The 12,416-nt window shown below is 65.2% G+C and carries 17 protein-coding genes and 1 pseudogene; 11 read left to right on the top strand and 7 right to left on the bottom strand.

Features of this window, described 5'->3' with window-relative positions; translation table 11 throughout:
- Positions 1-16: 16 nt before the first annotated feature.
- The 3 genes and pseudogenes from ACQ7HM_RS20960 to ACQ7HM_RS20950 all read right to left on the bottom strand — a co-directional run bounded on the left by ACQ7HM_RS20960 (position 17) and on the right by ACQ7HM_RS20950 (position 1,168).
- Complete coding sequence (locus tag ACQ7HM_RS20960) at positions 17-526, bottom strand: hypothetical protein (protein ID WP_434218176.1); 510 nt, start codon at positions 524-526, stop codon at positions 17-19.
- Between the two features lie 82 nt (positions 527-608).
- Positions 609-947 (bottom strand): annotated as a pseudogene (locus tag ACQ7HM_RS20955) (ATP-dependent DNA ligase); the annotation flags it as partial.
- Between the two features lie 62 nt (positions 948-1,009).
- On the bottom strand, positions 1,010-1,168 hold the full coding sequence (locus tag ACQ7HM_RS20950; RefSeq protein WP_434218175.1) for a hypothetical protein: 159 nt from the start codon (positions 1,166-1,168) through the stop codon (positions 1,010-1,012).
- Positions 1,169-1,325: 157 nt separating this feature from the next.
- On the opposite strand from ACQ7HM_RS20950, the gene ACQ7HM_RS20945 reads away from it, so the two are divergent.
- The gene (locus ACQ7HM_RS20945) at positions 1,326-2,483 is read left to right on the top strand and encodes a hypothetical protein (RefSeq protein ID WP_434218174.1); all 1,158 of its coding nucleotides are present in this window, start codon (positions 1,326-1,328) and stop codon (positions 2,481-2,483) included.
- A gap of 429 nt (positions 2,484-2,912) precedes the next feature.
- Entirely contained in the window at positions 2,913-3,461 is a 549-nt protein-coding gene (locus ACQ7HM_RS20940) for a hypothetical protein (protein ID WP_434218173.1), read from the top strand.
- A gap of 34 nt (positions 3,462-3,495) precedes the next feature.
- Here the strand turns inward: ACQ7HM_RS20940 and ACQ7HM_RS20935 are convergent, their stop codons facing one another.
- The 3 genes from ACQ7HM_RS20935 to ACQ7HM_RS20925 all read right to left on the bottom strand — a co-directional run bounded on the left by ACQ7HM_RS20935 (position 3,496) and on the right by ACQ7HM_RS20925 (position 5,085).
- Positions 3,496-4,074 carry a hypothetical protein gene (locus ACQ7HM_RS20935; protein WP_434218172.1) on the bottom strand — a complete coding sequence of 193 codons (579 nt, stop codon included), beginning with the start codon at positions 4,072-4,074 and terminating at the stop codon, positions 3,496-3,498.
- Positions 4,075-4,191: 117 nt separating this feature from the next.
- Complete coding sequence (locus tag ACQ7HM_RS20930; protein WP_434218171.1) at positions 4,192-4,545, bottom strand: hypothetical protein; 354 nt, start codon at positions 4,543-4,545, stop codon at positions 4,192-4,194.
- Positions 4,546-4,902: 357 nt separating this feature from the next.
- A complete protein-coding gene (locus ACQ7HM_RS20925; RefSeq protein ID WP_434218170.1) occupies positions 4,903-5,085 on the bottom strand; it encodes a hypothetical protein in 183 nt (60 codons plus the stop codon).
- 86 nt (positions 5,086-5,171) lie between these two features.
- Between ACQ7HM_RS20925 and ACQ7HM_RS20920 the strand changes: the two genes are divergently transcribed.
- The 9 genes from ACQ7HM_RS20920 to ACQ7HM_RS20880 all read left to right on the top strand — a co-directional run bounded on the left by ACQ7HM_RS20920 (position 5,172) and on the right by ACQ7HM_RS20880 (position 12,158).
- Positions 5,172-5,456, top strand: coding sequence for a hypothetical protein (locus ACQ7HM_RS20920; RefSeq protein WP_434218169.1), 285 nt, complete (start codon positions 5,172-5,174; stop codon positions 5,454-5,456).
- 73 nt (positions 5,457-5,529) lie between these two features.
- Positions 5,530-6,075 carry a hypothetical protein gene (locus ACQ7HM_RS20915; RefSeq protein ID WP_434218168.1) on the top strand — a complete coding sequence of 182 codons (546 nt, stop codon included), beginning with the start codon at positions 5,530-5,532 and terminating at the stop codon, positions 6,073-6,075.
- Between the two features lie 41 nt (positions 6,076-6,116).
- Complete coding sequence (locus ACQ7HM_RS20910; protein ID WP_434218167.1) at positions 6,117-6,323, top strand: hypothetical protein; 207 nt, start codon at positions 6,117-6,119, stop codon at positions 6,321-6,323.
- Positions 6,324-6,477: 154 nt separating this feature from the next.
- Entirely contained in the window at positions 6,478-6,903 is a 426-nt protein-coding gene (locus tag ACQ7HM_RS20905) for a hypothetical protein (RefSeq protein ID WP_434218166.1), read from the top strand.
- A 373-nt stretch (positions 6,904-7,276) separates the two neighbouring features.
- A complete protein-coding gene (locus ACQ7HM_RS20900) occupies positions 7,277-7,828 on the top strand; it encodes a hypothetical protein (protein WP_434218165.1) in 552 nt (183 codons plus the stop codon).
- Positions 7,829-8,260: 432 nt separating this feature from the next.
- On the top strand, positions 8,261-8,596 hold the full coding sequence (locus ACQ7HM_RS20895; RefSeq protein ID WP_434218164.1) for a hypothetical protein: 336 nt from the start codon (positions 8,261-8,263) through the stop codon (positions 8,594-8,596).
- A 94-nt stretch (positions 8,597-8,690) separates the two neighbouring features.
- Positions 8,691-10,346, top strand: a complete 1,656-nt coding sequence (locus ACQ7HM_RS20890; RefSeq protein WP_434218163.1) for a ParB/RepB/Spo0J family partition protein — start codon at positions 8,691-8,693, stop codon at positions 10,344-10,346.
- 82 nt (positions 10,347-10,428) lie between these two features.
- The gene (locus ACQ7HM_RS20885; RefSeq protein WP_434218162.1) at positions 10,429-10,755 is read left to right on the top strand and encodes a hypothetical protein; all 327 of its coding nucleotides are present in this window, start codon (positions 10,429-10,431) and stop codon (positions 10,753-10,755) included.
- Positions 10,756-11,222: 467 nt separating this feature from the next.
- On the top strand, positions 11,223-12,158 hold the full coding sequence (locus ACQ7HM_RS20880; RefSeq protein WP_434218161.1) for a DUF4192 domain-containing protein: 936 nt from the start codon (positions 11,223-11,225) through the stop codon (positions 12,156-12,158).
- A gap of 70 nt (positions 12,159-12,228) precedes the next feature.
- On the opposite strand, the gene ACQ7HM_RS20875 is transcribed toward ACQ7HM_RS20880, so the two are convergent.
- Positions 12,229-12,416: hypothetical protein (locus tag ACQ7HM_RS20875; RefSeq protein ID WP_434218160.1), on the bottom strand; the 188-nt coding region annotated here is incomplete at its 5' end.

The following is a 12,416-nucleotide window of genomic DNA, read 5'->3' as shown; positions in this document are numbered from 1 at the left end:
CGCTACGTCACCGGACTCACGTCGGCCATTGTGCGGCCGCCGTGTCTACGTCGGTACGCAGACCACGCCAGCTCGCGTGCCGCAGACGGCCCGTGAACTCGCGATAGTGGACCTCGCCCACCAAATCTGGCTGCACCCACCGAGCGCCTGCCGCCGCGTGTGGGGGAGCGGTGTCCAGAGGGTGGTCACTCCGCTCCCGGACGACCATCAGGCGCAGCAGATCGCGGCGCTCGACTGCGGTGAAGCCCGTGCCGACGTGGCCCAGGTAGCGCACGCCGCCCTCGGGATGTGGGGCAGCGAGCAACAGTGCCTCGAGGCGGGTCTCGGAGCCGACCCACCCGCACACCAGCACCGTGGCCACCTCGCGAAGTGGCTGCTTGATCCAATCCGGTGAACGCTCGCCGGGCCTGTATCGCGAAAGCAGCCGCTTGGCCACCACACCCTCCTGACCGTTGAGGCGGGCCAGCTCCAACATGGCCGCCCCGTCGACGCCGCCAGCGGCCGTGAACGCCGGCGACACAGCCACCCGGGCACCGGAGAAGCCCCAGGGCCTCCAACAGCTCCCGACGCTCCACGTAGGGCCGCTGTGTGACGTCCTGGCCGTCGAGGGCTAACTCGTCGAACACGAAGAGCGCCGCCCGCACCTCACGCACCAAGGCGGCACTGGGCCGCTGCACGTGCATCCTGCGCTGCAACAGAGCGAACGACGGCCGCCCATCGGCGTCGAGGGCGACGATCTCGCCGTCGAGGATTGCTCTGCGGCCGTGTACTGCCGCGCGAAGGTCATTGGCGATTTCGGGGTATGTGCGCGTGATCGACGACCCGTTTCGGCTCGATAGCCGCACACCGCGGCCATCGACGACCGCCATGGCTCGCTGGCCGTCCAGCTTGAACTCCAACGAGTAGTCGGGGCCGACACGACTGACGTCGCCGCGGGTGGCGAGCATCGGAGCGACGCGGACAGGCATACCTCCAGAATGCAGTCCGTCCCGCCTCGGCCGCCGCGGCACTAGCCGTACGGCGGCCACCACCACACGAGCGCCCCCACGACGGCGAGCAGGCGGCAAGACTGGACAACCACCATCAGGAACGCGAGGCGAAGGGTCGTGGACCACCCGTGCTGCGAGGCGGTCTGAGCGAGGACGGAGACGATGCTACGAAGTTTCATGAGCGGCATCGTGCTCAGAAAACAGCGGGCGCACACCCCGCCCTGGGGCCATCGGTAGCGGAACCCGAGGCCACCGATGGCGGGCGATATTAACGTTATCTACGTATACGTATAAGTTCCGCCAATCGTGGCCCCGCTCATCATGTACCGTCGAGGCGTGGAAGAGAAGTCGGAGTCGGGCATGGTGGTCCTGGCAAAGAAGTTCACGCCCGAAGCGCAGGCTGAGCTCGACCGTCAGATGAAGTGGCGGGAGCAGGCCGACAAGAACGCGAAGAAGGCCGCACGCGCACGCCTCGCCGCCCTCAACGCCCAGAAGCCCGCCATCGCACGCGCCGTCGCGGCATACCGCCGTCTCGACCATGGCGACATCACTGACGTTCGGATCCGGTCCGAATTCGTCCACGTCGAGAAGGGGGCCCGGACGGGCGCGCCTCGAACGGCTGTTTGGAACCGGAAAGACGACCTAGCGACTCGCCCACCGCTCACCAAGCTCATCGCCTCAGCCGGCAGCCGAGCGTTGCCGGTCTACCTCACCGCCCTCTACGTAGCCCAGCTCCGCGCCAACGCGACCGCCAAAGCGTTCACCAACAACCTGCCCAACCTGCCCACCAGCGGAACTATGCCGTGCTGGGCGGAACTGGCCGGGGTGCGGTCGGACCTCGACTCGTCTCGAAGCCCGGCCGAGAGCCGCCGTCAGTGGCGGCGATCCCTCACGACATCTATCGACTCTCTCGTCGAATACGAACTTGTGGCGCTGACGCAGCCAGCGGGCCGAGCGGGCAAGTACGACCAGTTCCGAATTCTCATGGACGACGGCACAAAGCTCCCGTACAAAGCAGCAGGGGAGTCGGTAGGGCCGCTTGAAGCGGTCCGATTGCCCAGTGCGTTCTTCTTCAACGGCTGGCACTTGGCGCTCACCCCAGCCGAGATCGCAACACTGCTGGTCATCGCAGATCGCACCGAGCGTCTGCGCCCGGCCCGTCGCCTCGAAGACGACGTTCGCTACGTCGGAGCCGATCTCAAAACGACTGTCCGATGGGACGAATACGGACTCAGCGACGAGGCATACAACTCGGTGCACATGCTCCACGCCCTCGGCATCATCCAGCTAATCGACCCGATGCCCGATCGCGCCAGACCTCTGGCTGTGGCGCGCACGGTCACGGCAGACGACGGAACACAAACGACCCGATTCGTCAATCAGTCACGGATACCGTTCCGCCTCGTCTATCCACCTGCCGACCGCACCGTCGACTCGCTCTACACCGAAAATGCGGTCGCCGCGGTCAAGGCGATTCTTGACCCCGAAACGTGAACGACCAGCCATCAGTTGGTTGAGATGTCAGTCGTGCTGGACATGATTGGGCCATGACAACAACACACCTGGACATCGATGACGCGGTAGCCGTCGCAGCCATCGTCGAAACGATGCTCGGTCGACCACTGACGCCGAACGAGTCTTCGCGCCTCAAAGCCGCGTATCAACGTAGCGACTCTCTACCCGCACTTGCTCGTGCTATTGCCGCCTGACTGTCTAAGTGTCACAATTTAACTGTGATTCTGATTTGCCGCCGGTAACGAAATGGGTTGTGGCTCAAGCCGATAACATATATTATGTCAGGTTGCGGTCTAAACTGATTGATAGGCAGTCGATTACGTGAGTCTATCGCACCTGACCAAGAATGGCGGCGTGCCAGGTAGGAAATCGTTACGGCCTTCGACCCAATCGGGCACCATGTGATACATGGGTGACGTCATCGAGTTCGAGCCACGATTCTCGCTCACCGATCGGCAACAAGAGCTGTTGCGGATCCACGCGTGGGTCTGCGCCGACTTGGCCTACGACGACATCGACGAACGTGGTGATGACCCTGTCGATCCTCAGTGGTGGTATCTGTTCGACCGGCTCCCGAAGTGCACCTACAGCCAACCCGCCGTCTGGCGACGCCAGGTCGCTCGGTCATTCGACGACCTCGCCAAAGACCTCGCCGCCGGCCAACTCCCCCGGCCCCGCACCATGGCCGAGCAACTCGCACTCCTCATCGTCCTTCCCCGGGCCGCAGCAGCCATGGCCGACGCCGACTACGCCGACGACGTCGCCACACTGCCCACTCACCCGCGTGACGACGACTGGGACGCCGTCGCCGACGGGCTTATGGACGATCGCGACTCCGAAGCTTTTTACGACCCGGCGGCCGCAGCGGCATGGCTGAAAATCTTCCCCATGGATATGTGGTTCACGCCCCGAGCCGGAGAGGAACTACGCGATCCGCAGCGCGGGTTCCGGCGATAGGTCGTTTCGCGCGATGGCCTGCCCAACTGCGCGATCAGTTTGGCGGCGTGTGATTGTCGCAGGGGATGGTGCCGACAACGTCGTGAACCGAGTCGTCGGCCTTGAGCTTCACCTTGCCTGAGAACGAGTAGTACCCGTCCTTCTTCTCGCTTGTGATGGAATAAGTTCCATCCGTGGTCGACGTCTCCGAACCGGTTGCTGGGTCAAAGCCATAGTAGGAATCACCAAGTATTACTTGGTAATTGAAGAAATGGACAGGCGTGCCATTTAGGTCGAGTGACAGCTCGAGCATCTTGTTCTCTGGGTAACCACCTTCCCAGGTTATTGGGAAGACGACGTTGTTACTCCCGCACGTGGCGCTGTAGATCCCTTGAGCCTTCTCGAATTTCTGCGCCTGCCCATCTATGGCGAGGGCAGGGAGGTCAAGGGGTGAGGTTTCGGCGTTCTGGCCACTCGGCCCCGGCGTGGTGGATCTACCGCCTGAAGATCCCGCTCCCTGGCTACCAGTCTCTGCTGATCGGCCATCGCCGGATGACGAACATGCCGCGATCAACGAGACGGCCAGAGCGAGCGTGAGAGCTGTTGCAGGGCCGCGAAGCGTTGAGGTCGTCAATTTGCACAACTTTCTCGGAGGGTGGTCGATATGAGGTCGATGTTGCGGCCGACCTGGACGCCCATCACGAGACCCTGTGACAATGGGTCGAACGCCTCGGGAAGCACCTAAAGTCACCTACTGCTGCGGCTTTGGGAGCTGTGGACAGAGGTCATCGAAGCTGCTGTTGATGATGTGAACCCGCTCGGGTGTCAGGCTGCCGGTAAGACTCATACCCTCTGGGCCGGAGTACGTAGTGCACAAGCCGTAACCGAAGAACAGCACGTTCTGGATGACGGAGAGGTCCTCCGGTGGCGGGCCTTGTGGAACCAAGTCACCCTTCACGTGATCGATGGAACACACGTCACGGTAGAACGCTTCTCGTCCACCGGGCGGCGTCTGGCCGTAGAGTTTCGCCGCGTCGTCGGTCAGAGGAGATCCGAACACAGGGATTGGCTTCTGGAGCTCAGTCAGCGAATAGTCGCGGTTCATCTTGACTCCCCAGCAATGGCTGCCATCAGAACCGCTCCCAGCGCCCGGGTCTGCCCCGGCGCCAGCTACTGATCGCGCGCCCGCTGTAGTCGGCGAGCTGCTATCGGAAGAACATGAGGAACTAGCGAACAACACCACGCCCGCGACCGCCAGAACGGTCCACCCGCTGCGTTCGAAACCGGCTGTACGCCCGAGATCTGCCATAACCGGAGACAGTATCGGCGAACCTGGCCTTCACCCTGGTCAAGCCCGTGTTTGTCCGGCCATTCATACGAATAGACCACACGACGCTCAACGCAGGCTGGTGTCGCAACCGGCGGTCAGCGTCCTCGCCGCATCGGGCCGACGCTGCCATGTTCAGACGGTCCGATCGGCACAGTCGGTGTCGAGGATCCGGTAGATCGTGCTCCGGCCGATACCGGTCAGCACATGAATACGGTTGATCGAGACACCCGCCGTATGAGCACTTCTCACCAGCTCGTCACGGGAATCAACGCTGCGCTTCCACTCCCGCAACGCATCCTCAACATCACCCGGCATGTATCAAACAGTACATGCACCAAACGATGCAGCACAACGACCACGAGCCATTGCCTGTATCAGGTGCAACATGTATCATGTGATACATGTTTGATTCTGGACACAGCCTCGACCACGCGATCGACGCACTCTACGACCCCATTGTCGCCATGCAACGCACCGCGGTCGACCTTGAACGCGACTACCGCGAACTCGCCCAACGCAACGACCTCGCCACCGACACCCTCGGCGCCGACACCACCCCCGGCGAGGCGATCGCCGTCGTCACCGAAGCACTCGCCGCGATGCGCCAGGCCCTCGACGACGCCGAGACCCACCGCGCCACCGCCAAACGCGCCGCTGCGCGCCTCTACCTCGACCCCAACGCCTAACCGGCCTTGCAATGTCACAGCCACACGAGACACTGACCCAGACGTGAGCGACGAACCGGAAAGGCGACCAGCCATGACCCCAGCGACACCCTCACCGAAGCGTGACCCCTACATCGTGGGCGGTGCCCTCGTCGTCGCGGCGCTCATCGTGGTGCCAGCGGCATTCGCCATCGCCTTCCCCGGCCACAACCTCGCCTACTGGGTCTTGGCTGCCATGCTGTTGCTCGGACTCCTGCCGGCGATCCTCATCGGCGGAGGACGCCATGACCGAGCGATCGTCCGCCGCGCCGACCTCGCACTCGCGAACCACCGCGAAGACCGCGCACACCTCACCGACGCCCTCGACCCATCCACGTATCCAGATATCGCCGACGTACTTGCCGCACTCGTCGCGCACATCTGGTGGCCCGCAGTCAGCCCCACGGTCCGCAGCCACTCCCTCGACAAACTGCGTCGCAGAACGCGAACCAGTGCAGCGAGCTTCATCGCGGTCCTCACCGGCACCTCCGAGGACCCCAGCCCGCGACAGATCCGCCACGTCGCCGACGCCCTCGAACTCACCACCGAGCGCACCACCGAACTCCACCACCAAGCCCACGCAGCCCTCACCGCACGGTGATCTCATTCCGACACACGTCACCTGACCCGAAAGGCCCCGCCATGACCACGAGAAACGGACCACAGATCTTCCGCTTCATCGCCTTCGTCGCAGCTATCACCGTCGGTGTGTACATCGCCGCCGACACCAGCAACATCCTCCTCGCAGCGGGCGTCGGCCTCGCCATCTTCCTCGCCGTCCACGCCGCCTCCTGGACGCTGTTCACCTACCTACCCCGACGGCGCGGCACCGACCCCACACCGCGCTGACGCCCGGGCGACGCCCTGGGCCTCGCCCGACACAATGTGTCCGCCGATCCGCGGCACCGGATGCCCGCGCATCACGCCTAATCATCACCGCGCGGGTGTCAGAGGCGTAGGAAACACTTGCCCACATGCCCCCCAACCGCAAAGGTGAACAGCAATGACCGCGACCGAATACGGAATCATCCTCACCGCCATCGCCTGCGTCCTGCTCCTGTTCGGGATCGTCTGGCGCAGCGGGCCCGCAATCATGCTTATCCTCCCCGGCGTCGTCTTCTTCGCCGCCGGAGTCTGCATACAGATCGGCGAAGGGCCCAACAACTGGGGCATCCTGCTCGTGTGGCTCGCTGGCTGCGGCGCGTTCGTCCTCAGTCGAAACCGCTACCGCCAAATTCATGGCGGCGACGACCGCCTCGTGAAGATCGTCGACGTCAGCAAAGACGGCGACCTCGACATCTGGTACATCGGGCCCTACGACAGCACCCGCGCCGGCCAGGTCGCCTACTCCCTCGAGACAGATGCCCGCGACCACGACGAGCTCGAGTCACGCAGAATCACCGTCGAGCCACAGAACTGGCGTTCGTGACCAACGACATGGACGACACGACTCCGACTACCGCACCGCGGCTCACATGCCCCCAATGTGGTTACGCCTACCCCCTGGGCAGCATCGCCACCGCTACAGGCATTCTCGATCCCATCGTTGAATCAGGAGGTCGCTCCGAGCACCCCTCGCGCTGTCCCCGATCCGAAGCGCCGCCCGCTACGTCCAGCGCCGGCGGGCTCTACCAACAGATCCCCGGCACCTGGCCGCGCAACTCCGACTAGCGATAACGCAGAAGACAACTCATGAGCTACCAGCACAGCAGCGTCCACATCGTGAAGGTCGTCGACGTCAGTAAAAACGGCGACAACAACCGCGACCTCCCCGGCAGAGCCACCGTCACCACCAACCGCTGATGGGTTGGATCGACTGGCTCCGCTACGTCCTCACACCCCTCCTCGTCGCAGTCCTCGGCGCAACCATCGCCACCCGCAACGCCCGCAAAACACCCCACGAACGCCTCAAAAACCTCGTCGACATCCACGACAAAATGCCCGCAGGACTCGACCACGACAACGTCGTCGAAACCGCCATCGCCCGCGAGCTCGTCGACTTCGACCGCCGCATGGCCGCCGCGCAACGAGGGCTACTCGCGAACATCAAAGAACGTCTAGTCCAACTCAATCCCGCGCTAACCATTCTGCTCATACCAATCACAGCCCTCGTGATTATCTGCGCTGTGGCGCTCATAGGAGGTCGACACGCGATCGACCAGCTGACCGCCGGCGGTGCCATCGCCTCGGTTATATCGGGGGTCGTCACACTGGTCGGGGCTATCGCTGCGTTCTTCGCCACCCGCGACGACCGAAAACAGCGAGCCGAACAGCAGGACGCAGCGGTGCGGTTCGTCGTCAACCTGACCCGGGAAATGCCGAAACCACCAGACGATCCACCAACTACGGACTAGACACCCCCAGCGCTACCGCGACCCCGGCACGCTCCCGAACAAACGCCGCTCCCGCACAACCGGCCTGACCTGGTGTTGCGGTCGAGCCACTCACCTAACCCGGTCCCGCCCGGCCACGCAGGTGGTCGGCGCGAGATCCGGTGATGCTGCGCATCCCCACTCGGAGCTCCCTACGGTCGCACTGCCAAAAGCGTGTTGTTTTCCCTTCTGGCCGTCCGATTTTGACCGGCGTCGTCCGCCGCACACAACAGCGCTACGCGGCCTCCGGCGGGACCGTCGGCACTTTCCAACACCCTCGCGATGCTCGGTGGAAACTGCCGACGCTCCCCTGTTGCGCTCTGTCCTCCTATGCCGGTCTTTATCTCCCTTGCCAGAAGGGCAAAAAAGTTGGCGGGCACCGAGACCCGTCACCTAGCGAGGGAGCGTCCCGTCATGCAGGTAGATCACGACATCACCGCAGAACTCGACAACCCGCACCTCTCAGGGGTGAAGGTCGTCGCCGCCATCCGCCGGATCACCGTTGCCCAGGCCCGCGTCGAACTACTCACCGAGTGGGACCAGCGCCTCGCAGACGCGATCGACATCGAACTCACCCAGTCGCAGATGTGGGCCGACCTCGCCGGGGACACCGCACCCCATGACCCCGAAGGCGCAAGCGGATTCATCGACGCCGCGAGCGAATGCCTCACCGTCGCCGCACGACTGCGCGATAAACGCGCCCAGGCCGCGAACATGATCCACCTCGCCAGCAGCGAACTGGCCGACTAGCCCCCCGCCCCCACCCGGGGCCGGACAAAGAAAAAACAACCAGCCATGGACTAGATGGCTGGTTGCTTCCCCACCACAATAGAGGAGAACCACAGTGGGAAACAACCAGAACACCACCGCCCGTGTCGCTTCCGGCGAACTGGCCGTCATCGACCCGACCACGCTGGTCATCGACACCAACGTGCGCACCGACGCCGCACTCGACCGGGCGTTCGTCGCGTCCATCGGCGAGCGTGGCGTGATCCAACCCGTCATCGCGACCCGAGACGAGGACGGGACGATCCGCGTCCGGGACGGCCAGCGCCGCACCCTGGCCGCTCGTGAGGCCGGACTCGAGTCGATCCCGGTCTACGTCATCGGCACCGACGCCGAGGCCGACGCGGCAACGATCGAGCGGGTCACCGATCAGCTCATCGCCAACGAGCACCGCACCAACCTCAGCGCCAAAGAGCGCGCCCTGGGCGCACAGCAGCTCATCGACCTCGGGGTGTCCCGGACGAAGGTGGCAAAGGCCACGAGCCTGGGCACCACCAAGGCCGTCGACGCGGCGGTGGCCACGGCGAAGTCGACGGTCGCGATGTCGTCGCTCGACGCCGGATTGACCCTCGATCAGGCCGCGATCATCGCCAGTTTCGAGGACAACGGTGACACCGACGCGGTGCGGATGCTGTGCGATGCCGCAGCCGAGGGCACGTTCGACCACAAGGCCGCTCAGCTGGCCGCTACCGCCGCCGAACGCGCCGCCCACCGTGAGGCAGCAGCGCCGTTGATCGAAGCGGGATACGAGCTGTTGGAGCGCCGCCCGTACTACTACGGCGCAGACTCCCCCGCCGAGGTGGCCCGACTGGTGCACGGCGAGACCGGCGCAGCGGTCACCGAGGACGAGATCGCCACCCTGACCGCCGATCGGCTCGTCGCCTACATCGACACCGAGATCGAAGAAGTGTGGCTCGACGACGACGGCGAGGCCGTCGACGACAGCCTCATCGACTGGTCGTTGCACCCCGACGAACACCCCGCCGCCGACGACGTCGCGGCTGAGGGCAAGTTCGACCCGCGCACCCTGGCCCGACACGAGGACGTCACGGCCACCGTCGTGTGGTTCCACCGTGACCCGGCAGTCGACGGCCTGATGACGGCGACGGAGTACCGCAACCGCACGATCAACACCGAGAACATGCGCGGTGACGCCGAGCGGTTGGGTGCAGTCGGAGAGGACGGCACCGTCGACATCGACGCCGTCATCGCGGCCAAGGCCGACGCCGAGCGGGCATCCAAGCGCCGCCTCCTCAAGCTCAACAAGCTCGCCCTCGCGGCCCAGGAGGTCCGGCGGGCGAAGCTCACCGAGGTCCTGGCGCGTAAGACCCTGCCCAAGGGGACCAGTGCGACGGTGTCGCGGTTCGTCGCGACCACGATGTGGAACAACCCCGATCTGTTCCAGATCGCTCGCAGCCAGGCCAACACCAAGGTCATCGCTGCCGAGCTGCTCGGTGGCGACCCGATCGAGGTCCAGGCCGAGGCCAGCGCCGAGCGTGCACAGGTCATCACCGCCGCGATCGTCTGCGCCGGGTACGAGGCGAACTTCCCCAAAGATGCCTGGCGACAGGCCACCGAGTCGTTCTGGTCCGACGCCAAGGCCCGGGTCGCCTACCTGGACTTCTTGACCGAGGTGTTCGGCTACCAGCTCTCCGAGGTAGAGCAGGTCGTCGCCAAGCAGATCACCGCCGAGTCGATCGACCTCGACAGCTAGACCCGCCTGGTCGGTGGGGGCACACCCCGCCCCCACCGACCAGCACGGCCCCGTCCGCCTCGAGCCGAAAGAACCCCCAACCGTGATCGAACTCGAGCTGTTCGCCCACTGCGCCCTCCCCGGCTGCGGCAACCTCACCGACACCCAGGGCCACCCCTGCACCGACTGCCGTACCCAGTTCGGGGAGCTGCTGCGCGAAGTCCCCGACGCCGAGCCGATGACCGCCGAGGTCCAGGCCCGCCGCGACGACGCCGCACGACTGGCCTACCGCGCCCAGCGCGTGATCGCCGCCGAGGCCGGCGACCTCGAACGACCCAACCAGCGCTGCTGGATGTGCACCCAACGCCGCACCTGCCGCCGCATCCAGGGCCAGTGGGAATGCCGTACGTGTCAACAACACCCGGCATAGCGGAGGCTCGGGTCCGCCCCTCACACCACGCGCGGGAACCGCCGCAGCGGAGCGCCTACGGCGCACTCACCCCATGCCGCGCCTACGGCGCGGGTTGAGGACCGGGCCCTGGCCGCGCCGCGTCGGCCCGGCGTTGTGGTCGGGTCGCGGTCACCGCATCGGCCCCTGCGGTGCCGGCGTGCTGCGCACGTCATCGGAACTCCCTGCGGTCGCACTGCCGAAGAGAATTGACTTGTTTTCCCTTCTGGCCGTCCGATTGTGACCGGCGTCGTCCGCCGCACAACAGCGCGTGCGCGGCCTCCGGCGGGACCGACACCACTTCCCAGACCCCTCACTGCGCTCGGTGGAAACTGGTGTCGCTCCCCTGTTGCGCTCTGTCCTCCTATGCCGGTCTTTATCTCCCTTGCCAGAAGGGCAAAAAAGTTGGCGGGCAACGGGTTCGCCACAGTTTTTGAGGGAGTCTCACCATGGTCGCACCCATCAGCATCCGCACCGCCGCCGAGCTCATCGCCGCCATTCCGGCCCTGGTCGGTTTCGTGCCGACCGAGTCGCTGATCATGGTCGCCCTCGCCGAGGGTCGCATCCTGTTCACCGCGCGCCACGACCTCGCCGATATCACCGTCGGCCACACCGCCGCCTCCCTCGCGGAGGTCATCGCCTTGAACAACGCCACGTCGGTGTTGCTCGTCGGGATCGGCGCCGAGCCGAGCATCGAGGCCCAGGACGAGATGGTCGGGCACCTCGCCGGGTACGCGATCGACGTCCACCGCCAGCTGCACGTCACCACCGTCGCCCACGCCGCCGAGTACATCGACTACGCCACCGGCCAGATCGGTATCGCCGGTGACTACCGCGACAGCGCGGGAACCGTCGCCTACGCCGTGGAGGAAGGGCGAGCGGTCATGGCATCGCGCCAGGACTTCGCGCAGATGTTCGCCACCGTCGACCCCGCCGCACCGGTCGACCCCGAGACCATCGACCCGGAGTGGACCGCGCAGGAAATGCTCGGAGCGGTCAGCCTCAACACCGACCCCGGCCCCGAGACGGCCGCACGGTTCGGAGCGCTGATCGCCAACGTGAACGTGCGAGACGCGATGCTGCGGCTGGGGACCGAGAGCGCAGGGACCGCCGCGACCGTCATGGCGCGCACCGCCGCCCATCTGCGAGGCGATGACCGTGCACGTGTCCTGACCCTGGCGATGTTCTTCTACTACGCCGCAGGAAACGGAGCCGCCGCCGGGATCGCCGCCGACACCGTCGCCAACGAAAACCTCGAGCCGACAAGCCTCATGCGTCTGCTCGGCCGGTCGCTGCAATCAGCGATGCATCCGAGGGTGTTGGCCGAACTCATCCCCACCCAGGCTGACGCGAGCAGCTACCTCGGAGCGCCGTTCCCGATCTGATCGCCGGGTGACGGTGGGTATCGGCCCCAGGGAAACGGGAGCCGATACCCACCGTCGAAGACCCCGGTCATCAGACGACGCCGGGCACCTCGACGAACGACACATCCGACCGCGCCGCCGCCGGCGCAGCGCCATCGGTCACCAGCCTCTCGACAGCCTCCACCGAAGGAACCGGCACCGCGCCTGACACCGCACGATGCAACTCACGCTCAACAGGGCTATTCATACCCACCACGCTAACCGGCCCAGACCGCCGGC

The organism is Williamsia sp. MIQD14 (assembly GCF_051025635.1).
Taxonomy (GTDB): Bacteria; Actinomycetota; Actinomycetes; order Mycobacteriales; family Mycobacteriaceae; genus Williamsia_A.
Note: the sequence above shows the minus strand (reverse complement) of the source record. Positions and strands in the feature narration are given on the sequence as shown.

Excerpts from the sequence above, each read along its gene's own strand:
- ACQ7HM_RS20950 (WP_434218175.1), bottom strand. The coding sequence starts at position 1,168 with ATGAAACTTCGTAGCATCGTCTCCGTCCTCGCTCAGACCGCCTCGCAG.
- ACQ7HM_RS20940 (WP_434218173.1), top strand. The coding sequence starts at position 2,913 with ATGGGTGACGTCATCGAGTTCGAGCCACGATTCTCGCTCACCGATCGG.
- ACQ7HM_RS20930 (WP_434218171.1), bottom strand. The coding sequence starts at position 4,545 with ATGAACCGCGACTATTCGCTGACTGAGCTCCAGAAGCCAATCCCTGTG.
- ACQ7HM_RS20925 (WP_434218170.1), bottom strand. The coding sequence starts at position 5,085 with ATGCCGGGTGATGTTGAGGATGCGTTGCGGGAGTGGAAGCGCAGCGTT.
- ACQ7HM_RS20920 (WP_434218169.1), top strand. The coding sequence starts at position 5,172 with ATGTTTGATTCTGGACACAGCCTCGACCACGCGATCGACGCACTCTAC.
- ACQ7HM_RS20915 (WP_434218168.1), top strand. The coding sequence starts at position 5,530 with ATGACCCCAGCGACACCCTCACCGAAGCGTGACCCCTACATCGTGGGC.
- ACQ7HM_RS20910 (WP_434218167.1), top strand. The coding sequence starts at position 6,117 with ATGACCACGAGAAACGGACCACAGATCTTCCGCTTCATCGCCTTCGTC.
- ACQ7HM_RS20905 (WP_434218166.1), top strand. The coding sequence starts at position 6,478 with ATGACCGCGACCGAATACGGAATCATCCTCACCGCCATCGCCTGCGTC.
- ACQ7HM_RS20900 (WP_434218165.1), top strand. The coding sequence starts at position 7,277 with ATGGGTTGGATCGACTGGCTCCGCTACGTCCTCACACCCCTCCTCGTC.
- ACQ7HM_RS20895 (WP_434218164.1), top strand. The coding sequence starts at position 8,261 with ATGCAGGTAGATCACGACATCACCGCAGAACTCGACAACCCGCACCTC.
- ACQ7HM_RS20880 (WP_434218161.1), top strand. The coding sequence starts at position 11,223 with ATGGTCGCACCCATCAGCATCCGCACCGCCGCCGAGCTCATCGCCGCC.